Here is a 24,053-nt window from a genome sequence, read left to right on the forward strand (position 1 = left end):
ATGGCTCGCGGCATCAACAAGGTCATCCTCATCGGCAACCTCGGCCAGGATCCGGAGGTACGCTTCACGCCCTCCGGGACCGCCGTTGCCAACCTCAACCTGGCCACCACCGATACCTGGATGGACAAGCAGAGCGGCCAGCGCCAGGAGCGCACCGAATGGCACCGAATCGTGCTGTTCAACAAGACCGCCGAGATCGCTCAGCAATACCTCAAGAAGGGCAGCAAGGTCTATATCGAGGGCCGCCTTCAGACTCGCAAGTGGCAGGACCAGAACGGCCAGGACAAGTACAGCACCGAGATCGTCGCCAACGACATGCAGATGCTGGACTCCCGCGGCGGTGACGGCGGTGGCCAGTACGCAGGCCAACAGGGCGGCCAGTATGGCGGTCAGCACCAGCAGGGTGATCAGCAGCAGGGCGGCTACGGCAATGCTCCGCAACAGGGTGGCCAGCCCCAGCGTCCGGCCCCGCAGCCGGCTCCCCCGCAACAGGGTGGCGGCCAGCAGCAGGGCGGCAACTATGGTGCCCCGGATCCGGGCAGCTTCGACGATTTCGATGACGAGATCCCGTTTTAAGTAGGCACCATCCGAGGAGATGCCGTGAAGCTGCTGATTCTGGAGGCCGGGCACTGCCTGAGCCTGGCGCTGGCGCGCGAAGCCAACCGCCGCAGCGACACCGAGCTGATCATCGAGCCGGGCCTTACGGCCACGCCGCGGCTGCTTGAGGAGCTGCGCCCGGATGCGCTGGTGATCCCGCCGCTGCTGCGGCCGATCACAGCCGAGCCGGCCGCCGTCATGGCCCATGCCGAGGCGGTCGAGGCTTGCATGGAGGCCTGTCGCGAAGCGGAGATCCCGCTGGTGTGGTGCGTCTCCGATCAGCTCTACGAGGACGGCCTCGATGTGCCCATTGACGAGCACGTGATTCCCGAGCCCCGCGACGACAGCCTGAGACGGCTGATCCGTACCGGCGACCGAATCCGTGCGGAATACCCTCGGCACCTGATCGTGCGCCTGGGACCACTGTTCGCCCTGGAAGGTAGCCAAGCCTGGCTGGGCGAGCTGCTCGACACCCTGACGGATGGCGGCGAGGTGCGGGCCGAGTCCGACGTGATCTTCTGCCCCACCTCGGCGGATGCCGTGGCCATCGCGCTGGTCGGCATGCTCCAGCAGCAGCACTGCGGCGCCGAGTCCTGGGGCAGCTACCACCTGGCCGGTCCTGAGCCGGTGAGTGCCTATACCTTCGTCTCTATGGTCCGCACCCAGCTCGCTACTCGGCTCGAGGGGCGTGGCGAACAGGTTACACTGGGCAGCGTCAAGGCGCTGAGCCACCATCACGACCAGCCACTGCGTCGTGTGCTGAATTGCCGGCGGGTACTGGACGTGTTCGGCGTGCACCAGAAGCCCTGGCGCCTGGAGGTCGGGCGCATGCTGGATACCTGGTGCCTGGCCAGAGATGACGGCGAGGCGCAAGAGGAGTCGATGCCACGATGAACGTGATCCGCAGCCTGATCTTCTATGCCGGCTACTTCCTGGCCATGCTGGTCTGCGGCGTGCTTTTTCTGCCGCCGGCACCCTTCCTGCCGCTGCGCTCGCGTTATCGCCTGCTCAACCTCTATAACCATTTCATCATCGCCTGGTTTCGCCTGGTCTGCGGCGTGCGCTACGAGTTTCGCGGCCATGAACGATTGCCCGATGGTCCCTGCGTCATCCTCGCCAACCACCAGTCCGAATGGGAGACCGTCTATCTGCAGTTGCTGCACCCGCCGGTCTGCACGGTGCTAAAGCGTGAGCTACTGAACATCCCGATTTTCGGCTGGGCTCTGCGCTTGCTGCATCCCATTGCTGTGGATCGCAGCAAGCCCGCCCGGGCCATGAAGCAGGTGCTCACCCAGGGCAAGACTCGTCTCGAGGAGGGGCTTTCGGTGCTGATCTTCCCCGAGGGAACCCGGGTGGCGCCGGGAAGTCGGCAGCGCTACAACAAGAGCGGCGCGGTGATCGCTTGTCGCGCCGGGGTGCCCGTGGTGCCGGTGGCCCACAATGCCGGGGAACGCTGGCCGGGGCGCCACTGGGTCAAGCGTCCGGGGCGCTTGTCGCTGGAGGTTGGGGAGCCCATCGAGACCGTCGGTCGCACCTCCGAGGAGGTGTTGGCAGAGGCAGAGGCGTGGATCGAGGCTCGGCTGGCTGAGATATCCGAGGTGCCGCGCCCGGCACCTGCCGCACCGCCGGTCGAGAACCCCCTGGCCTGATACACCGCTCCCGCAACGCAAGAGGCGCCCCATCGGGCGCCTCTTGCGTTGCGGGAGCGGTCGCTACGGAGATCAGTCGCGGTATTTTTCCAGCACCAGACAGGCGTTAGTGCCGCCGAAGCCGAAGCTGTTGGAGAGGACTCGCTCGACCTTCACACCGTCGCGGCGCTGGGTAACGATATCGAAGCCGTCGGCCTGCTCGTCGAGGGTATCGACATTGGCGGAGGCGGCGATGAAGTCGTTCTCCATCATCAGCAGCGAATAGACTGCCTCCTGAACGCCGGTGGCCCCCAGAGAGTGGCCGGTCAGCGACTTGGTGGAGCTCATCGCCGGCGTGGAGTCGCCGAAGACCTCGCGGATCGCCTTGAGTTCAGCGACGTCGCCCACCGGCGTCGAGGTGCCATGGGTATTGATGTAGTCGATCTTGCCATCGACGGTGGCCATGGCCTGGCGCATGCAGCGCATTGCCCCCTCCCCGGAGGGCGCGACCATGTCGTGCCCGTCGGAGGTGGCGCCGTAGCCGGTTACCTCGGCATAGATCTTTGCACCGCGGGCCTTGGCGTGCTCGAGTTCTTCGAGCACCAGCATGCCGCCACCGCCGGCGATGACGAAGCCGTCGCGGGCCTGGTCATAGGGCCGCGAGGCCTTGTCGGGGGTATCGTTGTAGTGGGTCGAGAGCGCCCCCATGGCATCGAACAGGCAGGATAGGGTCCAGTGCTCCTCTTCGCCACCGCCGGCGAAGACCACGTCCTGTTTGCCCATCTGGATCTGCTCCACGCCACTGCCGATGCAGTGGGCCGAGGTGGCGCAGGCGGAGGAGATGGAATAGTTGACGCCCTTGATCTGGAACGGGGTCGCCAGGCAGGCCGAGACGGTACTGCCCATGGTGCGGGTGACCCGGTAGGGGCCCACGCGGCGCAGCCCCTTCTCGCGCATCACGTCGGCAGCCTCGACCTGATTGGCACTCGAGGCCCCGCCCGAGCCGGCGATCAGCCCGGTGCGCTCGCTGGAGACCATCTCCGGGGCGAGCCCCGAGTCCTCGATGGCCTGGGCCATGGAGACGTAGGCATAGGCCGCGGCATCGCCCATGAAGCGGCGCAGCTTGCGGTCGATCAAGGCATCCAGATCGATGTCGACACTGCCGGCCACCTGGCTACGGAAACCCCGCTCGGCATAATCTTCCTTGAACCGAATGCCAGAGCGCCCGTTCTTGAGCGCTTCCAGAACCTGTTGTGCGTCATTGCCAAGGCAGGACACGATGCCCAGGCCGGTGACTACCACTCGTCGCATGGGAGCCTCCTGTTCAGAAATTCGCGGTGGAGGTGAACAGGCCGACGCGCAGGTCGTTGGCCTGATAGATGTCGCGGCCGTCGACGCATACGGTGCCGTCGGCCATGCCCAGGATCAGGCGCCGGGTAATGATGCGCTTGATGTTGATGCGGTAGGTGACCTTCTGGGCGTCGGGCAGGATCTGGCCACTGAACTTGACCTCGCCACAGCCCAGGGCGCGGCCGCGACCCGGGTGGCCGAGCCAGCCCAGGTAGAAACCTACCAGCTGCCACATGGCATCCAGACCCAGGCAGCCGGGCATCACCGGATCTCCGGGAAAGTGGCAGTCGAAGAACCACAGGTCGGGTTTGATATCCAGCTCGGCGATCAGCTCGCCCTTGCCGTGATCCCCGCCTTCCTCGTGGATGTGCATGATGCGATCGAGCATCAGCATGTTGGGGGCGGGCAACTGGGCATTGCCCGGACCGAACAGCTCGCCGCGTGAGCAGGCCAGCAGTTCTTCGCGATCAAAGGAGTGTTGCTTGGTCACTGAATCGTTCCGAGAGTCGAGATTGTTGTGTGCCGAGAGCGGCCTGGGGCCGCCGGGCGGCTGTGCCTAGTCTACTGTCCACACAGGATGAATGCACGCCAACTGCGCTAGGGGCCTTGCCTTTCCCGACACCCTGGCCGGGACGATGCTGCCGCCACAGTCAGAATTCCCGTGGCGCATTGATGAGGTGACGGATGTGGGTTTGGAGGCGACGTGGCGGGAGCAGGCTTCAGCGGGCCTGATTGTTCAAGGCAAGGGAATTGCCCAGTCGCCAGCTTAAGGCAATGCAGATCAGCGCCCAGACGAGCGCTTCGGCGGGCAGCAGCCAGGGGGCAAGGTCGACGCCGGCGAGACGTGCGCCGCCGTAGTAGGAGAGTGGGCCGCTGGTGGCGCCGCCGAGCACGGCCAGCCAAGGGTATTGCCAGAGCCAGGCCAGCGAATGGTGAACCAGAGTGGCGAATAGTGGCCAGAGCAGCCATAGCCACATCGGCATCACGCCGAGAACCCGCGTCTCGTCAGCGAAGCCGAAGCCGCCGGCCAGCGCCATGCCACCATCGACCGCAAGCCCCAGCGCAGCGAAGCCGACCAGCCATCGCCACTCCCCGGAGCGCGCCAGCCAGGTCAGATGCAGGGCTATGATCACCGTGGTGGTCAGAAGGCCGATCCCCGAGCCGCCCAGCACGCAGGCGAACCAGCCGATCTGGAAGGCAGCCAGGTTGGTCAGCATCTTCACGGGGCTGTCGGTTCGGTTGGCCATCGCGAATCATACCGCGCCGGTAAGCGGGGCCGGCCGCGCGCCGGGCTTGGCCAGCAACAACTGGCAGGTACCGATGGTGCGCTCCAGGAAGCCGCCCTCGCAGTAGCAGAGGTAGTAGCGCCACATGCGAATGAAGCGCTCGTCGTAGCCGAGCCGACGCACGGTCTCCAGGTTGGACTCGAAGCGGTGGCGCCACTCGCGCAGGGTGCGGGCGTAGTGCAGGCCGATCTCGTCCAGGTCGATGATGTTGAGTGAGGTGTGTCGTGTCAGGCCGTCAAGGATGGCGTGGTGCGACGGCAGGAAGCCACCCGGGAAGATGTAGCGCTTGATGAAGTCCATCTCGCGCTTGGCGGCCTCGTAGCGCTGGTCGCGGATGGTGATCGCCTGCAGCATTGCCTGGCCATCATCGGTGAGCAGCCGGTCCAGGGTCGCCAGGTAGGTGCCCAGGTACTGGTGACCCACCGCCTCGATCATCTCCACCGAGATCAGCCGGTCGTACTGGCCCTCGAGTTCGCGGTAGTCGCTCTGGAGCAGGCTGATGCGTCCGCCCAGTCCTTCCTCCTCGATGCGCCGTGCCGTGAAGGCGTGCTGTTCCGCGGAGATGGTGGTGGTGGTCACGCGGCAGCCGCGGGTCTTCGCCGCATGGATGGCCAGCCCGCCCCAGCCGGTGCCGATCTCCAGCAGGTGGTGATGGGGCTGGACATCGAGCTTCTCGAGCATCAGGTCGAGCTTGTGGGTCGAGGCTTCTTCCAGGCTTGCCCCGGGGTACGGGAAGACCGCGCTGGAGTACATGCGATGGTCGTCGTCGAGGAAGGTGGCGAACAGCGCATTGCCGATATCGTAGTGGGCGGCGATGTTGCGCTTCGAACCGCGCAGGCTGTTGCGCTGCAGGCCGTAGAGGGCGCCGAGCAGCCAGCGGCCGAAGCGAGCCGTGCCGTTCTCGATCTCGCCGTTTACTCGCTCCAGGTTGGCGGCGAACAGCCGCACCAGTGACACCGGGTCATCGGCATCCCAGTCCCCCTCCATGTAGGCCTCGGCGGCGCCCACGGTTCCGCCCAGTGCCAGGCGCTTCCACGCCCGGCTATGACGTATCACCAGGGTGGCTCGCAGCGGCCCTCCCTGGCCCAACTGGTGGCGCTGGTGGCCGTCGATCAGGGTGATGTCGCCGCCCTCCAGGCGGTCGAGCTGGGCCAGTACCCGTGGCTTGAGCCAGCGGGTCAGTCGGTCGCCCTCGGGGGGCATGGGACGGGCGGTGGCGGAGCGAAGGGTATTCACGACGAACTCTCCTCACGGGAAGGGTGGTCCTGGCCGGGATGGTCATGGATGGGAATGCGTTTGAGCCAGAGGCGCAGCGCCTCGAAGTGGATGCCGGCGAGGGTCTTCAGGCTCATCCAGGGTTGGCGGGCCAGGGTGGTCAGCAGCACACCCCGGGTGGCTGGGCGGGCCTGCAGGCTCAGGGTGGCATCGAAGTGGCGCTTGCCATCCTTCCAGTTCTCCATGTGCATGGAGAGCGTCTCGCCGGGGGTGTCGAAGCGCCAGCGGTAGGTCATGTCCATGGGGTTGAAGGGCGAGACGTGCATGGCCTTGTCGAACTCGGCCACATGGCCATGGTGGCCGGGAGACACGGCGCAGGCATAGCGGGTGCGCTCCCCCCAGGGCGTGTTGCTTACCTCGCCGAGCACGGCGCGCAGTTCGCCGTGGGCATCGTAAGCGTAATAGAGCGACACCGGGTTGAAGCCAAGCCCCAGGGTGCGTAGTTGGGTCAGTACGCAGATGCGCCCGTCTGGGGCGCTGCCCAGCTGGCGTTCCAGCTCTTCGCGCACCGCCTGCTTGAGCGGGCGGTCGTGGGGAGCCAGATAGTCCTCGCGTCGAAAGCGGGCCAGAGCCGGGCGTCGGGCGCTGAAGCCGGGTATGCCATCGAACAGCTCGGGCAGCTCGTCGAGGTCGAGCCAGGCCATCCACAGGCCGTACTCGAAGGCGTGCGGTCGCGGCAGGAAACGGCGGTGGCGCAGGGTCCCACGATAGATGCGCGAGCGTGGCGAGCGGATCATGCCACTCGCTCCTCTGCGGCTGGTAACGGCATGGCCGGCCGGGCCTCGTGGCGGTCATCCTCGTCGCAGCCCAGCGAGCGAGCCACGCGCAGTGCGCTCCAGACACCGTCCTCGTGGAAGCCGTTGCGCCAATAAGCGCCGCAGTAGTGGGTGCGGTGCTCTGGCCCGGAGATCTCGGCATGACGGGCCTGGGCCGCCTGCCCGGCCAGGGTGAACTGGGGGTGGGCATAGGTGAAGCGACCCAGCACCTTGGCGGGGTCGATGGCGGCGCTGTCGTTGAGGGTCACGCAGAACGTATGCGGAGCACTGATGCGCTGCAGGATGTTCATGTCGTAGGTCACCGAGACCCGGGCAGCGTCGCCACGGCCATCGAGCCGGTAATTCCAGCTCGCCCAGGCACGCTGTCGGCGTGGCAGCAGGCGGGTGTCGGTGTGCAGCACCACTTCGTTGTCGGCATAGGGGAGCGCACCGAGTACCTGGCGTTCTGCGGCGCTCGGATCGTCGAGCATTGCCAGGGCTTGGTCGGCGTGGCAGGCCAGTACCACCTGGTCGAAGACCTCGATGCCGCTCGCGGTGCGCACCTCAACCCGGTCGGCATGGCGGCGAACGCCGCGCACCGGGGTGGCCAGATGGATGCGCTCGGCGTAAGGGGCTGTGAGGGCGGGGATATAGCTGCGTGAGCCGCCGACCAGGGTGCGCCACTGGGGGCGGTCGTTGATCGACAGCAGCCCGTGATGGCGAAAGAAGCGCACGAAGAACAGCAGCGGGAAATCACGCAAGTCGCGGATACTGGCGGACCAGATCGCCGCGCCCATGGGCAGCAGGTAGTGGTGCTGGAAATCGACACCGAAGCCGTTGGTGTCCAGCCAGGCACCCAGCGTCATGGCGGAGTCGAGCCGGCCGTCCTCGAGCGCTCGGGTCGCCTCGCGATTGAAGCGCAGGATGTCGCGTAGCAGGCGATGGAAGCCGGGCCGCAGCAAGTTACGCCGCTGGGCGAACAGGCTTCCCAGAGTGTGGCCGTTGTATTCGAAGTCCCGAGCCGTTTCGTGCACCGAGAAGCTCATCTCCGTGGGCTGGCTGGCCACGCCGAGTCGGGCCAGCAGGTGCTGGAAATGTGGGTAGGTCCAGTCGTTGAAGACGATAAAGCCCGTGTCGATCGCGTACTGTTCACCCTCAAGCTCGACGTCGACGGTGGCGGTATGCCCGCCCAGGCGGTCGGCGGCCTCGAACAGCGTCACCTCGTGGCGGCTCGACAGGTACCAGGCGGCCGCCATACCACCGATGCCGCTGCCGATCACGGCAATGCGTCGGGCGGCGCTCTGTTGGGCGCTAACGTGGGGAACGGCATGGCCCGGCGAATGAAGCGGAGTGAACGAGGCGGTCATGGGCGGGTCTCCGGTGCAGTGTCCTGGCGGGCCATTCGCAAGCCCAGGCGGTAGCGCAGACCGGGGGGCAAGATGCCTGCCAGCCGCACCAGCAGCGTAAAGCGTCGCGGGAAGTGGATATCCAGGCGGCGCTTGGCGAGGCCTCCTAGGATCGCCGTGGCGGCCTCGTCTACGCTTACGCGCATGGGCATGGCGAAGTCATTGCGGTCGGTTAGCGGGGTCTTGACGAAGCCTGGGTGGATCAGGCTCACGTCGATGCCTTCGGCGGCCAGGTCGAGGCGCAGCGATTCGAGGAAGTGGCTCAGCGCGGCCTTTGAGGCGCCATAGGCCTCGGACCGGGGCAGCGGCAGATAGGCGGCGGCGCTTGAGGTGGCGGCCAGTAGCGGTCGCCCACCCTCGGCGCGTGAGCGGCGCAGCAGGGGCAGGGCCGCTTCGATGCCGTATACGGCGCCGAAGAAGTTTGGGGCGAAGACGCGTTCGACGAGATCGACATCGAATTCGCGTGCGTCCAGATACTCGCAGGTGCCGGCATTGAGTATCACCAGGTCCAGGCCACCGAATGCCTCGCCCAGCCGCTCGCCGGCCTGGCGCACGGCCTGGCGGTCGGCCACGTCCAAGGGAAGCAACAGGGCGTTATCGCGACCGGCGGCGAGTTCGCGCAGCGCCGACCCGCTGCGTGCGCTGAGGGCCACTCGATGCCCCTCATCGAGCAGTCGTTCGGCCAGGGCGCGGCCGATGCCCGAGGTAGCCCCGGTCAACCAGATACGCTGAGTCTGTGTCGTCGCTGTCATCTGTCTTCCCCTCGCCGGTTCACGGCGCTTGCCGTTATGGCGTTTCTTGGCTCCATGTACGTCGTCGGTGGCGGTCTGGATTCACCCGGTGAGCTGCCTTTTTACCCATCTGACCGCAGGCCCCATTACCGGCAGTCGCTCGTAGAGCAGGTCACCGGCATCGAAGTAGTCGCGATGCCGCGTCACTCGGCCGTCTTCTGCAAAGATGAGGTGCGAGCACCCCTCGACTTCCACGACGCGACCGCCATCGAGGCGGGGGTGTACCAGGTGCATTGTCCAGGTGACGAATGCCGTGTCGTCCTTTTGTAGCGTTGTGTGGAAGACGAAGCGGCACGATGTCACGTTGTCGTACAGGGTGCTGAAGTAGTCTTCCAATGCCTCACGGCCCTTGATGTGGTGCAGCGGGTCGGTGAAGTCAACGTCGTCAGTGTATACCTCGTACAGCTTCTTTGTACAGGTTTTGTCTAGCTTATTAAAAAAGGCGCAGAACGCCTTCACGTCAGGTGACTGGCGCATGGCAAGAGCTCCGATATCAGTTGGCGATCAGTCCCTGTTGAGGGCCTTGAAGGCCTCCAGGGCGCGGGCCCGGGCGGCACGGTGGTCGACGATGGGGGCTGGATAGTCCACGTCACTCAACAGATCCCGCGGGGGGGCGTGGCGCGACTTGGCGGGCAGCTTGGCCAGTTCCGGCAGCCACTCGGCCAAGAAGCGGCCGTCAGGGTCGAAACGCGTCGATTGGGTCGTGGGGTTGAAGATGCGGAAGTAGGGCGAGGCATCGGTGCCGGTGGAGGCGGCCCACTGCCAGCCACCGTTGTTGGCGCAGAACTCGCCGTCCACCAGGTGGCGAAGAAAGAAGGCCTCGCCGCGGCGCCAGTCGATCAGCAGGTGCTTGCTGAGGAACATGGCGGTGACCATGCGCAGCCGGTTATGCATCCAGCCGGTGGCGGCGAGTTGGCGCATGGCGGCATCGACGATGGGGTAGCCGGTGCGTCCTTCGCACCAGGCGGCGAAGCCGGCCTCGTCGTTGCGCCAGGCAAGGGCCTCGGTGTGGCGTTGGAAGGCACGATGACGACATACCCGCGGGAAGCCAACGGCGACGTGACGATAGAACTCACGCCACACCAGTTCGTTGACCCAGGCGGTGAGTCCGGCGTCGCCTTCCGCCAGGGCGCCGTCGTTCTCGGCCATCACCGCCTGCAGGCACTGGCGATGGGAGATCATGCCCAGCGCCAGGTAAGGCGAGAGTTCGCTGGTGCCGCGGATCGCCGGGAAGTTGCGCTGCTCGGCATAGTGGCGGCCCCGAAAACGCAGGAAGCGCTCCAGGCGGTCGGCGGCGGGCCCTTCGCCGGCCGGCCACTGGCGGCCGTCGATGGGCATGTCGTCCATGTCGGGAAGTTCGGGCAACGGGTTGGAGGCGATGTCGAGTCGCGCTTGGGGCGGCGGTGTGTCATGCAGCGCAACTCGCTTCGCCGTCAGCTGGCGGTGCCAGGCCTTGGCGAAGGGGGTGAAGACGCCGTAGTAGTCGCCCTTGCCGGTGAGCAGCTCGCCGGGCGCGAAGGCCACGGCGTCATGATGGCCGGTGGCGGTAAGGCCCGCGTTCGCAAAGGCATCGATTACCGCGGCGTCGCGGGTCAGTTCGTCCACCGGGTATTCGCGGTTGAAGTGCAGGGCGGTCGCGCCGGTCTCCCGGGCAATGGCCAGCAGGGTTGCCGGGGCCTCGGCGAAGTCATCGATGTCACGGTGCACAAGCGGGATTTCTAGGCCATCCAGGCTGTCACGCAGGGCGGTCACGCCACGGCCCCAGAAGTCGAGCTTGTTGGCGCCGTGCCCGTGGCGCTTCCAGTGTGGGAGACTGCGCAGGAAGACGGCGATCACGGGGCCCTGGCGGGCGGCCGCACTCAGGGCGGTATTGTCGTGGGTGCGCAGGTCGCTACGAAACCAGACGATCACGGGACGGGTCATGGATGGCTCCGGTTCAGCGCACGGGAAGGCGGGCCTGGAGGTGCTCCATGGCCTCGCCCAGGTCATCGCCCAGCAGCTCCACCCGGGTTTCCTCCAGGTCGGCCTCGCGAATACGGGCCATGGGGCCGCAGGCCATCAGCGGTACCGCGAGCTGTTCGGCCAGGCGCGGCAGCTGGCGTCGCACCAGTTCCGCCTTTTCAGCCTTGCCGCTGGCCAGCAGCAGAGCCGCCGCCTGGAAACGCTCTACCGCCAATGGCAGTTCGCTGCAGGGCAGCGGGGCATCTAAGAGGTGCACCCGGTAGCCGCGGTCACTGGCGGCCAGCGCCGTGAGCAGCACCCACAGCGGGGCGGGGTCATCAGGCAGGGGCATGACCAGCAACGTCGGGCCCCTGCCCAACTGGTTGGCATGCAGCAGCCGTGTGCCGATGCGGGTCCGCAGAAAGGTCTCGAGGGTACGGCGCTGCAGGGCATCGCCGAGTTGCTCCCCCCAGCCCTCCTCGAGCTGGCGGACCACCGGTTGCCAGAGTTCGGCCAGGCAGGTGGGCACCGGGTAGAGCGCGAGCGACTGGTTGAATAACTCTTCCAGGCGGGTCAGATCCAGGGCCTGCACGGCGCTGACCAGCAGGCGACGCTGGCCCGGCCAGTCGCCGGCCGCCGGTGCCGGGATCTCCGCGGTTTCCGGCTGATCAAGCAATTCCCGAACCTGGCTGACCGGCACCCCGCGATTTAGCCACTGCAAGATGCGCTCGACGCGCTCTATGTCTTCGCGGGCATAAAGGCGGTGCCCCTTGGGGGTGCGCTGGGGTTTGATCAGGCCGTAGCGTCGCTCCCAGGCGCGCAGGGTAACGGAGTTCACCCCGGTCAGCCGAGAGACTTCGCGGATCGGGTAGAGCGGCGTGTCGGCCGGGCGCGTTGCCTGGTCATTCATGAGCGCGCCGACTCCCTTGCCTGCTCGGCGAAGTGGTCGAAGGGAGCTCGACAGTTCGGATAGCGGTAGCCGTGGGCGAGCAGGATCAGGGCGTTGGGCATGGAAGTCTCCAGTCGCGATGGGTCAGGGGGTGTCGGCCGCCAGGGCCTTGCCGAGGTGATGGCCGGAGAGCCAGGCATCTTCGACCCGTGGCCCGCGCCAGCCGTCGCCGCAGAGTGCCAGGCCCGTGGACGAGCGCTGGTAGTCGAGGTTGACGGCCTCGCCTGCGGCAAAGACATCCGGCTGGGCGTAGCGCCAGAGGTGGGCGCCCAGGTCGCTGGGCTCGGGCAGGGTGGCACCACTCGGGAGATGCTCGCGGAAGGCCTCGAGCAGTTGGCGGGCCACGGCCTCGGCGTCGAGCGTCAGGTGGGCCTCGCTCCACTCGAGCCTTGCCAGCAGGCTGAGGCTTTCGCCTTGCCCGTGTCGGCCGGGCTTGTGGTCGTTGCGGGTGACGAAGCGCAGAAGGTCGGCGGTCGGTGTCCGGTCAGGGCCGGGATCCAGACGCACCGCCTGCCAATCGTCGTCGACTCCCGGCAGGGACGGCAAGGGGGCGTCGAAGCATGCCCAGGCGGTCCAGCACGGGCGCTGGATCACCGCCTCGCAGGCCTCCGCCATGGCCGGCTCATGGTCGACCAGCAGTTCCGCGGCCTGTGGCGTGGGTATGGCGATCACTACACGCGCGAAGGGGCCATGGCGCTGCTGATGCTGGTCCAGTAGCCACCACCCGTCTTCTCGAGAATCGAGGTGTTCGATACGTGTGGCGGTGACGATGTCGAGTCCCTCGGCCAGTCGGCGGGGCACGGCACTCATGCTCGGGATGCCGATGAAACGTTCTACATCGTCCCGGTGACGCTGCCAGCCCGTCTCGGCCACTTGCCACAGGGCCTCGGGCCAGGTGGCGACATGGCCAGCATCCTGCCAGTCGGTCACCCGGCGACCGAAGGCCGGGTCGCGCACGCTGAAGAATTGGGCGCCAAGATCGACCACGGCGGCCGGCAGACGCCGGCTGGACATTCGGCCTCCAGGGGCTCGGCCCTTGTCGAACAGGCGCACAGGCAGGTCGGCAGATCGCAGGGCCTGGCCGCAGGCGAGGCCGGCAATACCTGCGCCGATGATGGCGGTGGAATCGTGAGGCTGGGGCATGGTCATCTCGTGCAGTCAACGACGTTGATGGCTAGACTAGCAGAAGTGTACAACGGCTGTATAACTCACGGTGGCTTGTCTTAATGGCATGGGGAGGGATTCTGGATGCGAGTGCTGATCACGGGCGGCAGCGGTTTTGTCGGGCAGCGGCTCTGCCGGCGACTGAAGGAGGCTGGGCATCGCCTGCTGGTGGTGTCGCGGGAGCCGGAGCAGGTGCGCGATCGCCTGCCTGAAGGTAGCGACATTCGCCGTTCGGTGCTGGACTTTGTCGATACGCCGCCGGACGCCATCGTCAATTTGGCTGGCGAGCCGATCGCCGCTAAACGCTGGAGTGACGACCAGAAGAAGCGCCTGATCGATTCCCGGGTCAACATCACCCGGGATCTGGTAACGCTCTGCGAACAGCTTCAGTCCAGCCAAGGTCGCACACCTCAAGTTATGGTGTCGGCGTCAGCCATGGGCTACTACGGTGACCAGGGCGAGCACGAGGTCACCGAAGAGACACCGCCCCATGACGAATTCGCGCACCGTCTCTGCAAGCGCTGGGAGGATACCGCCCGGAAGGTTGAGGACTACGGCGTTCGCGTGGCTCTGCTGCGCATTGGCTTGGTGCTGGATGTTGGCGGCGGCAGCCTGGAGAAGATGTTGCCGCCCTTCAAGATGGGGCTAGGCGGCCGTTTCGGCGACGGCAAGCAGTTCATGCCCTGGGTCCACCGTGAGGATCTGGTCAGGGCTATTATCTTCCTGCTAGAGCGCGACGACCTGGAGGGGCCCTTCAACGGCAGCGCGCCCCACCCGGTCACCAACGCCGAGTTCAGCCGCACCCTGGCGAAGCAGCTGGGGCGCCCGGCGATCTTCCCGGTGCCGGCCATCGTGCTTGAGACCGCCTTCGGCGAAATGTCGCGGCTGCTGCTCACCGGGGCCGATATGCGCCCGGCCCGATTGCTCGAGGCCGGCTTCGAGTTCAAGTTCGAGACCCTGGAGGCTGCCCTGGCAGACATCCTGGGCTAGCGTGTTTCATCGCTCACGGTCACAATCACCCGCACCGCGTCGAGGCGCAGTCGTGTGCCCTCGATGGCCGCGTCCAGGGCGGCACGTTCGGCACGCAGTGCCTCCAACTCGTCGGCGCGTACCGCCGGGTTGAGACGTGAGAGCGCCTCGAGGCGGCTGAGCTCGGCATCCAGATCGGCCCGCATGCGTCCCTGAGCGGCTTCCACGATGCTGGGCAGTTCCCGCTCGGCCTCCGCCTCGGCCCCGTCGAGCAGCTCGCGCAGCTGCTCGTGGCGGCTCTTGATCAGATCTCGGGCCACTGCCTTCTTGACCTTCTGCACCGCTTTGGAGAGGCCGGTAAAGGAGATCTTGGCGGTCAGGTTGGCGCCGGATTCATCGAGCAGCACTCGCACCGCGGTGGGCGGCAGGAAGCGGTTGAGGTGCAGGTGCTTCGGTGCCGGGCAGTGGGTGCGGAAGACCAGCTCGACCATCAGCCGGCCGGCGGGAATCGCCGGGTGCTTGAGCAGGGCCAGGGCAGTGTTGCCCATGGGCCCGTCGAGAATACGCCCCATCATCTCGCGCAGCAGCGGGTGCTCCCAGGAGAGGCGCTGGACATCGTCCCGGGCGAGTGCCCGGGCGCGGGAGAAGGTGGCCGAGAAGCCCTCCTCGCCCTTCACCAGGCCCGGCAGGCCGTCTAGCATCTGCGGGCTCGGCTGCAGGTGCAGGATGTCGCCGCCCAGCTCCTGGCTGTCGACGCCGAAGATATCCAGCGCCTGGTCCAGGTAGCGGGCCAGGGCCTTGTCGGCGTCGAGCTCGCGGATCGCTTCGATCACCGTATCGGCGCGTTCATGGCGGCAGGCGTTGAGCTCCAGCAGGCGATTGCGGCCGGCGTCGCGCTCGGCCAGTCGCGCCTCGAAAAGCGCCCGGGTCTCGCCGATCACCTCCTCGAGGCTCTCGTCGTCGAGCAAGCTGTCGGCCAGGGTATCGCCGAAAGCGGCGTAGATCTCGCTGCCCAGGCCATGAGGCGCGCTGAAGGCGTCCATGCCCTGATGGTACCAGCGCAGCAGCTTCTCGCCGGGGCTGTCGGTGAACACCGGCACATGTAGCTCGATGGCGTGGCGCTGGCCGATGCGGTCGAGCCGGCCGATGCGCTGCTCCAGCTGGTCGGGGTGCAGCGGCAGATCGAACATCACCAGGTGGCGGCAGAACTGGAAGTTGCGCCCTTCGGAGCCGATCTCCGAGCAGACCAGCACCTGACAACCCTCCTCCGGGTCGGCGAAGGCCGCCGCGGCGCGGTCGCGTTCCACCAGCGAGAGCCCTTCGTGGAAGACCGGAGCCTGGTAGCCGCCGAGGACCCGCAGCCCCTCGGCCAGGCCCAGGGCGGTCTGGCGGTCATGGGCGATCACCAGCACCTTGTCGTCGGCGAAGCCGCCCTCGGTGTCGTCGGCGAGTCGCTCCAGCAGCCAGGTCACCCGCGGATCGAACTGCCACCAGGGTTCGGTGTTGAGCGGGTCGTCGGTCAGCGCCCGGTACATGGCATCCGGGTAAATCAGCACCTCCGGATGGTCGAGGCCGGTCTCGATCAGCAGCTCGTCCAGGTAGTCCTCGTCGTGGGCCAGGCGGCGCAGCACTCGGCGATAGGAGGAGGGCGCCTCGAGCGCAGCGATGTGCAGGTGGCGCTCCGGGAAGCCACCCACGTGGCGGCGACTGTTGCGAAACATCACCCGGCCGGTGCCGTGGCGGTCCAGCAGCTGGTCGCGCAGCTGATCGCGGGCGGCGGCGTGCTGGTCGTCGCCGCGCTCGGGGTCGGCCAGGGTATCGAGCAGGGCCAGACTGTCGCGCTCGACGATCACCGCGGCGACCCGTCGGCGATCGGCGTCTTCTCCCGGCAGGCGTTCCAGGGCGTCGATCGCCCCGGCCACTTCAACGTAGTGCTGCTCCTCCTCGCGGAAGGCTTCGAGGCTGTGGTAGCGGTCCGGGTCGAGCAGACGCAGCCGCGCGAAGTGGCTGGTGAGGCCCATCTGCTCCGGGGTGGCAGTGAGCAGCAGGATGCCGGGCACCTGGGCGGCGAGGCGTCCTACACAGTCATAGCCGGGGCCGCTTTGCTCCGGGCTCCAGTCAAGGTGGTGGGCCTCGTCGACGATCAGCAGGTCCCAGTCGCAGGCCAGTGCCTGATGTTGGCGGTGGGGGTTGGCGAATAGCCAGTCCTGGCTGGCCAGCACCAGCTGGCCGGTGTCGAAGGGGTTGGCATCGCCGTGGGCCTGGCTCTGCTGCTCGTCGAGCAAGGTGACCTCGAGAGCGAAGCGGCGCAGCAGTTCCACCAGCCACTGGTGGGTCAGGCTCGCCGGCACCAGGATCAGTGCTCGCTCGGCGCGACCGGTGAGCAGCAGGCGATGCAGGATAAGGCCCGCCTCTATGGTCTTGCCCAGCCCTACCTCATCGGCCAGCAGTACCCGCGGCGCGTGGCGGCGGGCCACCTCGTCGGCGATGTAGAGCTGGTGGGGTATCAGGTCGATGCGCGGGCCGGCCAGGCCGAGCGCCGGGTTCTGCTCGATGCGGTGGAAGTGGTGCAGGGTGCGAAAGCGCAGATCGAACCAGTCGTTGCGGTCGACCTGACCGGTGAGCAGGCGGTCGCGGGCCTGGTCGAACTGCATGGTGTCGGCGAGCCGCGCCTCGGGCATCTCGCAGAGCTCGCCGGCGTCGTCCTCGCCAATATAGACGATCAGGCCGCCGACCTCCTTGCTGTCGTCGACGGTCATCTGCCAGCCCTCGGCGGACTGGATGCGGTCGCCGCTGCCGAAGGCCACCCGGGTCAGGGGGGCGTTGCGACTGCTGTAGGTGCGGGTTTCCTGGCTGGCGCCGAAGAGCACGGTGACGCTACGGGCATCGCTATTGAGAATGGTGCCCAGGCCGAGTTCGGCCTCGCCGTCGCTGATCCAGCGCTGGCCGGGAGAGAAATCGCTCATGGTGCCTCGAGGATGCTTGAGATCGTTTCGGTGCCGCTGACCACACCCGGCCCGGCGGCAGCAGGGCGCGATATCTTACAGCAAAGCCCGCCGCGGCTTAAGCATCGGTGATGACCTCTGCGATGATCAGCGATCCTCCAGCCACGTCGAGAGCTGGGCACGAGTAAGTTCCCCCACGTGCTGCTCTAGGGCGCGCCCCTCACCGTCGAACAGCAGGGTGGTGGGCAGACCCGGGGACTCGGCCAGCACCATCAGCCGCTGGCGCGGGTCGAGCAGGGCATGGCCGAAGTCGAGGCCCTGCTCGTCGAGGTAGCGCACCACCTGCAGCAGCTCCTCGCCCTGGTTGACGATCACCACGGTAACCCCCTCGCGGGCATCGGCCTCGGCCAGCAGCGGCATCTCGCGGAGACAGGGCGGGCACCAGGTGGCCCAGAGATTGACCACCACCCGCTCGTCGGACAGCGATTGCAGGTTCACCTCCTCGCCCTCGAGGTTCTCCAGGGCGAGGTCGGGCAGCTCGCGCAGCGCCATGCCGCCGCCGAACGGGGCCAGGGTGACCAGCGTCAGCCAGAGCAGCGAGGCGCCCAGCGCCAGGCCCATGCCGCCCAGCATCGCCCCCAGCCGATCGCGCAGCGACCAGGCGGTCCAGCCCAGTGCGGCCAGCAGGCCCCAGAGGCCATGGTAGCCGGGCTGCCAGAGCTTGAGGATGTCCAGCGGCGCTTCGGCATAGGCACCCAGGTTCATCAGCACATGCCCCAGGCGGGCGCCGATTAGCCAGGCCAGCAGCAGACCGTTGAACCAGCGCGTATGGCGGCCCCGCGGGAGGCCGAGCAGGAAGGCGCTGGCCGCCAGCAGGAACAGGGCGGCGAAAAAGGCATAGAGGCGGGGTAGCGCGATCAGGACGGGCCCCAGGGCGATGGCATCCATGTCGTGACGGTGACTCCGAGAGGTCGGCGGCGGGCGCCGCAGCGGTTACACTGAGCGCATTCGTTTCGCCAAGCCTACTGCCGGCGGGCAGGGCTGTCATCCAGCGGGAGCACTCATGGCACGACCGGCCTTCGATACCCTGCGCGCCCTGGCGATCGCCAGCCAAGCAACGGGTTTCATCCTGATCATCACCCTGGAGACCCTGATGGGCGATGCCGCGCGTCCCTGGCAGGGCTGGACCCTGGCGGCCATGGTGCTGGCCGCACTGTGGCTTGCTCTGGTGCGGCTCTACCGGCGTAACAGGGCGCGCAAGGCTATGGCCAGGCGCCTGGCTGACGACGATGATGGGAGCTGACCTCCTAATGCGCGCACAACAAGTTGACACGCGTCGCGCGCCACGCCTTGCACGACTCGAGAGCCTGCCGGGGCTGGAGCGCTGACGCCATACGCTGACCGTGTATGCTGGAAAATAACCGACGACATGGAGAACAGGGAGCGGAGCCATGACCGACTCGACGCCCGAGGATGCCTCGGAGGCATCGCCGTCACGCCTGGTACGCTTAAAGGTTCCGCTGGGGCTGGCCCTGGGACCGTTGGCCTTCCTGCTGTTGGCGCTGATGGAGGCACCGGCTGATATGCCGCCAGCGGCCTGGCAGGTGGTGGCGCTGACCGCCTGGATGGCGATCTGGTGGGTGCTGGAGCCGGTGCCTATCGCGGTCACCGCGCTGCTGCCGGTGGCCGTGCTGCCGCTCATGGGCGTGGCACCCATCGACCAGGTGGCGGCGCCCTACGCCAATCCGCTGATCTTTCTCTTCCTCGGCGGCTTCCTGCTGGCCGAGGCAATCCAGCGCTGGAGCCTACATCGGCGCATCGCCATGTTGGTGCTACGCCTCTCCGGGCTACGCCCGGACCGGCTGGTGGGCGGCTTCATGGTTGCCACGGCGGGGCTGAGCATGTGGGTCAGCAATACCGCCACCGCGGCGTTGATGGTGCCTATCGGTATCTCGGTACTCGCCATGCTGGAGCGAGAGGGTGGCGAGGGCGCCAGCCATAACATGGCCCTGACCCTGCTGCTGGGGATCGCCCTGGCTGCCAATATCGGCGGCATGGGCACCCTGATCGGTACGCCGCCTAATGCGCTGTTGGCGGGCTTCATGGCTGATAACTACGACATCAAGATCGGCTTCGCCCAATGGATGCTGGTGGCCGTGCCTCCCGCCCTTTTGCTTCTGGTGCTGGCCTGGTGGCTGCTGACTCGCTGGATCTACCCGGTGAGCCACAACGAGTTGCCCGGCGTGGCGCAGATGCTCCGAGAACAGACCCAGGACCTGGGGCGCATGAGCCCTCCCGAGCAGCGAGTGGCGGCGGTCTTCGCCCTTGTTGCCCTGGCCTGGGTCACCCGGCCGCTGCTGGAGGCCTGGCTGCAGGTGCCGCTCAGTGATGCCGGCATCGCCGTAATCGGGGCCCTGCTGCTGTTCGTGGTGCCGGCTCGCTGGCGCCAGCGCCAGTTTCTGATGGACTGGGACAGCGCTCGTCAGCTGCCCTGGGGGGTGCTGGTGCTGGTTGGAGGCGGGCTCAGCCTGGGCACGGCGATTGAAGGAAGTGGCCTTGCTGCGGCGGTGGCCGAGGGGCTGGGGGCCTTCGGCGCCTGGCCGACCTGGGGCATGGTGGCGATGGTCGTGGTCGTAGTGATGCTGATGAGCCATGTAACCAGCAACACGGCCACTGCCGCAGCGATCCTGCCGTTGACCGCTGCACTGACCGTGAGCCTGGGGGCCAGCCCGCTGTTGCTTTCGGTCCCGGTGGCTATGGCGGCGAGTTGCGCCTTCATGCTGCCGGTGGCGACTCCGCCCAATGCCGTGGTGTTCGGCAGCGGTCGGCTGAGCGTGGCCGAGATGATGCGCGCTGGGGCACTGGTGGGGCTGGCTGCGATCCTTGTCATCACTCTGGTGGTGTTTGTCCTGGCTATGCCGGTGCTGGGATTCGGCTGGAGTGCTTGACCCAAAACAATGCTGGATCGTCATCAGCGTCTAGGCTTAAGTCAGGAGGGGTGCCGTGGGGTATCCCGACATATCACCAAAAAGGGCAGCTATCATGTACCAGTCAATCCTTGTTCCCGTCGACGGTTCCAGCCATGCCGAGCAGGCGCTACAGGTAGCCGCTCAGCTGGCGAGGGGGACATCAGCCACCCTGCACTTGATGACCGTAGCCGAGTTCCCGCCGGACAACCTCGGTCTGTTCACCGGCGGTACTCCCGAACCCTTCACCGAGGAGGAGCGCGAGAAGCTGGCGGCCGGGATGAAGGAGGAGGCCCACAAGACGATCGACAAGGCGCGAGCAGCGGTCGACCTCGCCGACATCGAAGTCAAGGAGGTGGTCCGTCAGGGCCGCGAGGCGGAATTGATCGTTAAGGAGGCCGAGGCGCTCGGTGTCGATGCCATCGTCATGGGCAGCCGCGGCGTCAGCGACGTGCGCGGCATGGTGTTCGGCAGCGTCTCCCACAAGGTCAGTCATACTGCTGGCTGTTCGGTCATCACCGTGACGTGACGAGGGGTCTCCTTCTGGTGTGTTTTTCGCGCCCGTGTCGCTCTCCTGCAGCGACCGGGCTTGGTACCTTACTCCCGTGGCGGTGAGGGGTAGACATAGTGGTCGCGGCGCCCGGAACTGTGTGCCTGCTCCTGGTTCAAGCCCCTGATCAACCCCCAACCCATCAGTACCAACGCCAGCGAGAAGGGTAGCCCCATGGCCACAGCAGCAGTCTGAAGGGGATTGAGTGCCGCGGTGGCGTCGCCGGCGACGGCCCAGCCAGCAGCCAGCAGCACCGCGGCGATCACGCCCTCCAGTACCGCCCAGAACAGGCGTTGTGCCTTTTTGGGGTGCGGGTCGCCGCCATTGGTCAGCATGTCCACCACCAAGGAGCCAGAATCCGACGAGGTGGCAAAGAACAGCGAGATCACCAGGATCGCCAGCAGGGATGCCAGGGTGCCCAGCACGGGCCAGATGGGCAACTGGTTGAGCAGGATGAACATGGCGTCGTTGGTGCCGGCATTCACCAGGGGATTTTCCGGGTCATTCAGGATTCGCTCCAGAGCACTGCCCCCGAAAATGGCGAACCAGACGATGGAAGCGCCGACTGGTGCCATCAGCGTGCCGCCGATGAAGGAACGGATAGTGCGACCCCGGGAGACGCGCGCGATGAAGATGCCGACAAAGGGCGACCAGGAGATCCACCAGCCCCAGTAGAAGAGCGTCCAGTTACCTAGCCATTCCGATCCTGCTGGCGAGAAGGAATACATCTGGAAGCTGTTCTCCGGCAGATGCTGGAGGTAGTGGCCAGTGCTGTTGACCATCAACTCGAGGATAAAGATCGTCGGCCCGGCCACAAACACGAAGACGGCCAGCAGGCTCGCCAGGTACATGTTGAGCACCGACAGTCGGCGGATGCCGGCGTCGAGGCCCAGCATGACCGAGGTGACCGCGACAGCAGTGATCAGACCGATGATGATGACCTGAGAGGTCGCCCCGATCTCCACGCCGAAGACCTCGTTGAGACCGGCATTGATTTGCGTGGCACCGAGTCCCAGTGAGGTCGCCAGCCCGAAGAGGGTGCCGAAGACGGCCAAGATGTCGATGAGGTGTCCCACGGGACCGTAGATGTGCTTGCCGATCAATGGGTATAGCGCCGCGGCTGGGCGCATGGGGAGGCCCTTGCGGAAGCAGAAGTAACCCAGTGACAGACCGACGACGATGTAGATGGCCCAGGGGTGCAGGCCCCAATGGAAGATAGTGATCTCCATGGACTCTAGAGCGGCCTGACTGGTGCCTCCCTCGCCGATGGGAGGATTATTGAGGTGGAAGACAGGCTCGGCGACGCCGAAGAACACCAGGCCGATGCCCATGCCGGCGGTAAACAGCATCGAAAACCACGAGAGGGTAGACCACTCGGGGCGACTGTCGTCGGGCCCCAGGCGAATTCGCCCCCAGCGGCTGCACATCAGCACCAGTACCAGGACCAGAAAGCCGCTGGCGCTCAACATGTACCACCAGCCGAAGACCTGGGTGATCCAGTTGTTTATATCGGTGGCGATGGTGCCGAGATGAGAAGGCGCCGTCACACCCCAGCTGACGAAGGCCAGCGCCAGGATCGCCGAGAAGAAAAAGACCGGCAGATTGGTATGTTTGCGTAGGTAGTCGCGCATCGCGACACCTCCTAAGCCATTGGTTGTATTAAATAGTGTAGGGCACACTCGCGCGGTAACGCCCGTCATGCAGAGGTCTCTCCCGGAATCAAGAGCGGTGACCGAATGCTGGCGTACGGTCGGAACCCTGCCGTATGTCGCCTGGAACACAACCAACGTAAAACGGCCACTTGCTGCTATGAGCTAAGTGGCCGTTTTTACTATGTTTCTGGTCGGAGTAGCAGGATTAGAACCTACGACCTCTGCCTCCCGAAGGCGTTTAAACCATATTTCAGAAGAAACTAAAAGAAACAATAAGCGCTTATTATATCAATAAAATCAACGTACTATAGATTAAGTCTTGTGTGCTGCTTGTTGCCTGTTTTTGCCTATTATAGCCTGTACTTGCTACCTATTTGCTACCTAGAAAAAGGAGCCAGGCATGGTGGGCAATGGCAACCTGAAGCTGACAACCAAGGCGTTGGAGCAGCTTTCCAAGGCGCCACCGGGTGATAACGTCTTTGACACCGAGCTACCTGGTTTTCATGTGCGGCCCGGTAAGCGCGGTTTAACCTTTCGGCTCTACTACCGCACCAAGACCGGCCGGCAGCGTATCCTGACGCTCGGCCGCTACGGCACCCTGACGGCCGCCCAGGCCCGCAAGAATGCCACCGAGGCGCTTGCCATCGTTGCGCAAGGCGGCGATCCGCGTGCAGTGCTGGAGGAGGCCAAGGCCGAGGAGGAGCGACAGCAGCAGCAGACAGTCGGCGCCTACTTGGATGGCCCCTATGCCGTGGCTCAGCGGCGAAAGAAAGATGGTGATGCCACCTTGCGCCGCATCAAGCATGCGTTCGAGGGCTGGCTAAACAAACCCATGAGCGAGATCACTCGCGCCGATCTTGAGCGCTGGCAGGGTGAGCGTGAGGCCAAGGGCGAGGCATACACCACCAGTAAACGCCACCTCGGCGCGCTCAAGACGATGCTGGCGCATGCTGCCGATCGCAAAGTGATACCCACCAACCCTCTGGTGCGCCTCAACCTGCAACGCCCGGCTATGAGCGAAGAGGAAATGGCCGAGCAGGCGTCAAAGCGTCGCTACCTGGAGGCCGATGAGGTCGAAGCGCTGTTTACCGGCCTGGATGCGTACCAAGACGCCAAGCGCGATCAGCGTCGCAGCAGCCGCGCCCACGGCAAGGCGTATCTTCCCGACCTGGATAGCGTCGTCTATGTCGATCACGTCGCCCCCTGGATTTTGATGATGTACTACACGGGCTTCCGGCCGGGCGACCTGTTCGGCCTACGCTGGGAGCACGTCAATCCGGACTTCAGCACCGTCCGCAAGGTGATTGAGAAGACGGCGCACCACCACCACGAGCCAATGACATTTCCTCTGTCTACTGCCGCTGTGGATGTGCTCAAGGCATGGCATCGGCAGCAGGGCGAACCAAAGACCGGGCTGGTATTCCCATCAGGGCGCAACGGTAAGCGTATGAGCGGGACCGCGATGCAGAAGCCATGGGCGAGCGTGCGCAAGCTGGCCGGCCTGCCCGATGACCTGGTGCTCTACACTCTGAGGCACAACTTCGCGTCTCAGCTTGTCATGGCCGGAATCGACCTGCTGACCGTCAGTAAGCTCATGGCGCACTCGGACATCCAGACGACCATCCAACACTATGCCCACCTGCGACCGGATCACTCGCGCGATGCTGTCGAGGCTTTCGCCAAGGCGGTGCCCAGGGCGCCTGCCTAGGAGGAGGTTGTCAACCACAAGGCGCCAGCGATCCGCATGGCCAACACCGAGTAACCGAATTGGCCGGCTAGGGCCGTACACCCGAAAGCGCGGAGACTCCATCGTGCCCGCCGGCCAGCCT

22 protein-coding genes are annotated in these 24,053 nt (G+C 65.9%); 8 read left to right on the forward strand and 14 right to left on the reverse strand.

Annotated features, from left to right (window positions below; translation table 11 throughout):
• From U5L98_RS16270 to U5L98_RS16280, 3 genes are read left to right on the forward strand one after another with little or no spacing between them, the layout of a single operon-like run.
• Positions 1-576: a single-stranded DNA-binding protein gene (locus tag U5L98_RS16270; protein WP_322559316.1), complete on the forward strand. Its 576-nt coding sequence runs from the start codon at positions 1-3 to the stop codon at positions 574-576.
• A 24-nt stretch (positions 577-600) separates the two neighbouring features.
• Positions 601-1,491 (forward strand): sugar nucleotide-binding protein, encoded by an 891-nt coding sequence (locus tag U5L98_RS16275; RefSeq protein WP_322559317.1) that lies wholly within the window; start codon positions 601-603, stop codon positions 1,489-1,491.
• Positions 1,488-2,246, forward strand: a complete 759-nt coding sequence (locus tag U5L98_RS16280; RefSeq protein ID WP_322559318.1) for a lysophospholipid acyltransferase family protein — start codon at positions 1,488-1,490, stop codon at positions 2,244-2,246. The genes U5L98_RS16275 and U5L98_RS16280 overlap by 4 nt, the downstream gene beginning before the upstream one ends.
• A gap of 72 nt (positions 2,247-2,318) precedes the next feature.
• Here the strand turns inward: U5L98_RS16280 and fabB are convergent, their stop codons facing one another.
• The 11 genes from fabB to U5L98_RS16335 form a co-directional block, all read right to left on the reverse strand.
• On the reverse strand, positions 2,319-3,536 hold the full coding sequence (gene fabB, locus U5L98_RS16285; protein WP_322559319.1) for a beta-ketoacyl-ACP synthase I: 1,218 nt from the start codon (positions 3,534-3,536) through the stop codon (positions 2,319-2,321).
• Positions 3,537-3,549: 13 nt separating this feature from the next.
• On the reverse strand, positions 3,550-4,065 hold the full coding sequence (gene fabA / locus U5L98_RS16290) for a 3-hydroxyacyl-[acyl-carrier-protein] dehydratase FabA (RefSeq protein ID WP_322559320.1): 516 nt from the start codon (positions 4,063-4,065) through the stop codon (positions 3,550-3,552).
• A 229-nt stretch (positions 4,066-4,294) separates the two neighbouring features.
• The gene (locus tag U5L98_RS16295; RefSeq protein WP_322559321.1) at positions 4,295-4,822 is read right to left on the reverse strand and encodes a DUF2878 domain-containing protein; all 528 of its coding nucleotides are present in this window, start codon (positions 4,820-4,822) and stop codon (positions 4,295-4,297) included.
• 6 nt (positions 4,823-4,828) lie between these two features.
• A complete protein-coding gene (locus tag U5L98_RS16300) occupies positions 4,829-6,064 on the reverse strand; it encodes a cyclopropane-fatty-acyl-phospholipid synthase family protein (protein ID WP_322559458.1) in 1,236 nt (411 codons plus the stop codon).
• Between the two features lie 29 nt (positions 6,065-6,093).
• Positions 6,094-6,873: a DUF1365 domain-containing protein gene (locus U5L98_RS16305; protein WP_322559322.1), complete on the reverse strand. Its 780-nt coding sequence runs from the start codon at positions 6,871-6,873 to the stop codon at positions 6,094-6,096.
• On the reverse strand, positions 6,870-8,258 hold the full coding sequence (locus tag U5L98_RS16310; RefSeq protein WP_322559323.1) for an NAD(P)/FAD-dependent oxidoreductase: 1,389 nt from the start codon (positions 8,256-8,258) through the stop codon (positions 6,870-6,872). Before U5L98_RS16310 ends, U5L98_RS16305 begins: the two co-directional genes overlap by 4 nt.
• Positions 8,255-9,049 carry an SDR family NAD(P)-dependent oxidoreductase gene (locus tag U5L98_RS16315; RefSeq protein ID WP_322559324.1) on the reverse strand — a complete coding sequence of 265 codons (795 nt, stop codon included), beginning with the start codon at positions 9,047-9,049 and terminating at the stop codon, positions 8,255-8,257. Before U5L98_RS16315 ends, U5L98_RS16310 begins: the two co-directional genes overlap by 4 nt.
• 81 nt (positions 9,050-9,130) lie before the next feature.
• Complete coding sequence (locus U5L98_RS16320) at positions 9,131-9,565, reverse strand: nuclear transport factor 2 family protein (protein WP_322559325.1); 435 nt, start codon at positions 9,563-9,565, stop codon at positions 9,131-9,133.
• Between the two features lie 27 nt (positions 9,566-9,592).
• Positions 9,593-11,011, reverse strand: coding sequence for a deoxyribodipyrimidine photo-lyase (gene phrB / locus U5L98_RS16325; protein WP_322559326.1), 1,419 nt, complete (start codon positions 11,009-11,011; stop codon positions 9,593-9,595).
• A gap of 13 nt (positions 11,012-11,024) precedes the next feature.
• Positions 11,025-11,939, reverse strand: a complete 915-nt coding sequence (locus tag U5L98_RS16330) for a MerR family transcriptional regulator (RefSeq protein ID WP_322559327.1) — start codon at positions 11,937-11,939, stop codon at positions 11,025-11,027.
• A gap of 123 nt (positions 11,940-12,062) precedes the next feature.
• A complete protein-coding gene (locus U5L98_RS16335) occupies positions 12,063-13,121 on the reverse strand; it encodes an NAD(P)/FAD-dependent oxidoreductase (RefSeq protein ID WP_322559328.1) in 1,059 nt (352 codons plus the stop codon).
• A 105-nt stretch (positions 13,122-13,226) separates the two neighbouring features.
• On the opposite strand from U5L98_RS16335, the gene U5L98_RS16340 reads away from it, so the two are divergent.
• On the forward strand, positions 13,227-14,132 hold the full coding sequence (locus U5L98_RS16340) for a TIGR01777 family oxidoreductase (protein ID WP_322559329.1): 906 nt from the start codon (positions 13,227-13,229) through the stop codon (positions 14,130-14,132).
• Here the strand turns inward: U5L98_RS16340 and rapA are convergent.
• Both rapA and U5L98_RS16350 read right to left on the reverse strand, forming a co-directional pair.
• Entirely contained in the window at positions 14,129-17,077 is a 2,949-nt protein-coding gene (gene rapA / locus U5L98_RS16345; protein ID WP_322559330.1) for an RNA polymerase-associated protein RapA, read from the reverse strand. The genes U5L98_RS16340 and rapA overlap by 4 nt on opposite strands.
• Before the next feature lie 126 nt (positions 17,078-17,203).
• A complete protein-coding gene (locus tag U5L98_RS16350) occupies positions 17,204-18,004 on the reverse strand; it encodes a TlpA disulfide reductase family protein (protein WP_322559331.1) in 801 nt (266 codons plus the stop codon).
• Positions 18,005-18,119: 115 nt separating this feature from the next.
• On the opposite strand from U5L98_RS16350, the gene U5L98_RS16355 reads away from it, so the two are divergent.
• From U5L98_RS16355 to U5L98_RS16365, 3 genes are all read left to right on the forward strand, one after another.
• The gene (locus U5L98_RS16355; protein WP_322559332.1) at positions 18,120-18,359 is read left to right on the forward strand and encodes a hypothetical protein; all 240 of its coding nucleotides are present in this window, start codon (positions 18,120-18,122) and stop codon (positions 18,357-18,359) included.
• A 148-nt stretch (positions 18,360-18,507) separates the two neighbouring features.
• Entirely contained in the window at positions 18,508-20,004 is a 1,497-nt protein-coding gene (locus U5L98_RS16360) for a DASS family sodium-coupled anion symporter (protein WP_322559333.1), read from the forward strand.
• A gap of 94 nt (positions 20,005-20,098) precedes the next feature.
• Complete coding sequence (locus U5L98_RS16365) at positions 20,099-20,551, forward strand: universal stress protein (RefSeq protein WP_322559334.1); 453 nt, start codon at positions 20,099-20,101, stop codon at positions 20,549-20,551.
• Positions 20,552-20,619: 68 nt separating this feature from the next.
• Here U5L98_RS16365 and U5L98_RS16370 read toward each other — a convergent pair whose 3' ends face one another.
• Positions 20,620-22,203 carry a BCCT family transporter gene (locus U5L98_RS16370; protein WP_322559335.1) on the reverse strand — a complete coding sequence of 528 codons (1,584 nt, stop codon included), beginning with the start codon at positions 22,201-22,203 and terminating at the stop codon, positions 20,620-20,622.
• A 421-nt stretch (positions 22,204-22,624) separates the two neighbouring features.
• Between U5L98_RS16370 and U5L98_RS16375 the strand changes: the two genes are divergently transcribed.
• Positions 22,625-23,932, forward strand: coding sequence for a site-specific integrase (locus U5L98_RS16375; RefSeq protein ID WP_322559336.1), 1,308 nt, complete (start codon positions 22,625-22,627; stop codon positions 23,930-23,932).
• Positions 23,933-24,053 lie beyond the last annotated feature (121 nt).

Origin of the sequence: Halomonas sp. (genome assembly GCF_034520545.1) — a bacterium.
GTDB lineage: Bacteria > Pseudomonadota > Gammaproteobacteria > Pseudomonadales > Halomonadaceae > Halomonas.

Coding starts and splice junctions, on each gene's coding strand:
- U5L98_RS16270 (WP_322559316.1), top strand. CDS start 1: ATGGCTCGCGGCATCAACAAGGTCATCCTCATCGGCAACCTCGGCCAG.
- U5L98_RS16280 (WP_322559318.1), top strand. CDS start 1,488: ATGAACGTGATCCGCAGCCTGATCTTCTATGCCGGCTACTTCCTGGCC.
- fabB (WP_322559319.1), bottom strand. CDS start 3,536: ATGCGACGAGTGGTAGTCACCGGCCTGGGCATCGTGTCCTGCCTTGGC.
- U5L98_RS16295 (WP_322559321.1), bottom strand. CDS start 4,822: ATGGCCAACCGAACCGACAGCCCCGTGAAGATGCTGACCAACCTGGCT.
- U5L98_RS16300 (WP_322559458.1), bottom strand. CDS start 6,064: ATGCCCCCCGAGGGCGACCGACTGACCCGCTGGCTCAAGCCACGGGTA.
- U5L98_RS16305 (WP_322559322.1), bottom strand. CDS start 6,873: ATGATCCGCTCGCCACGCTCGCGCATCTATCGTGGGACCCTGCGCCAC.
- U5L98_RS16310 (WP_322559323.1), bottom strand. CDS start 8,258: ATGACCGCCTCGTTCACTCCGCTTCATTCGCCGGGCCATGCCGTTCCC.
- U5L98_RS16315 (WP_322559324.1), bottom strand. CDS start 9,049: ATGACAGCGACGACACAGACTCAGCGTATCTGGTTGACCGGGGCTACC.
- U5L98_RS16320 (WP_322559325.1), bottom strand. CDS start 9,565: ATGCGCCAGTCACCTGACGTGAAGGCGTTCTGCGCCTTTTTTAATAAG.
- phrB (WP_322559326.1), bottom strand. CDS start 11,011: ATGACCCGTCCCGTGATCGTCTGGTTTCGTAGCGACCTGCGCACCCAC.
- U5L98_RS16330 (WP_322559327.1), bottom strand. CDS start 11,939: ATGAATGACCAGGCAACGCGCCCGGCCGACACGCCGCTCTACCCGATC.
- U5L98_RS16335 (WP_322559328.1), bottom strand. CDS start 13,121: ATGCCCCAGCCTCACGATTCCACCGCCATCATCGGCGCAGGTATTGCC.
- U5L98_RS16340 (WP_322559329.1), top strand. CDS start 13,227: ATGCGAGTGCTGATCACGGGCGGCAGCGGTTTTGTCGGGCAGCGGCTC.
- rapA (WP_322559330.1), bottom strand. CDS start 17,077: ATGAGCGATTTCTCTCCCGGCCAGCGCTGGATCAGCGACGGCGAGGCC.
- U5L98_RS16350 (WP_322559331.1), bottom strand. CDS start 18,004: ATGGATGCCATCGCCCTGGGGCCCGTCCTGATCGCGCTACCCCGCCTC.
- U5L98_RS16355 (WP_322559332.1), top strand. CDS start 18,120: ATGGCACGACCGGCCTTCGATACCCTGCGCGCCCTGGCGATCGCCAGC.
- U5L98_RS16360 (WP_322559333.1), top strand. CDS start 18,508: ATGACCGACTCGACGCCCGAGGATGCCTCGGAGGCATCGCCGTCACGC.
- U5L98_RS16365 (WP_322559334.1), top strand. CDS start 20,099: ATGTACCAGTCAATCCTTGTTCCCGTCGACGGTTCCAGCCATGCCGAG.
- U5L98_RS16370 (WP_322559335.1), bottom strand. CDS start 22,203: ATGCGCGACTACCTACGCAAACATACCAATCTGCCGGTCTTTTTCTTC.
- U5L98_RS16375 (WP_322559336.1), top strand. CDS start 22,625: ATGGTGGGCAATGGCAACCTGAAGCTGACAACCAAGGCGTTGGAGCAG.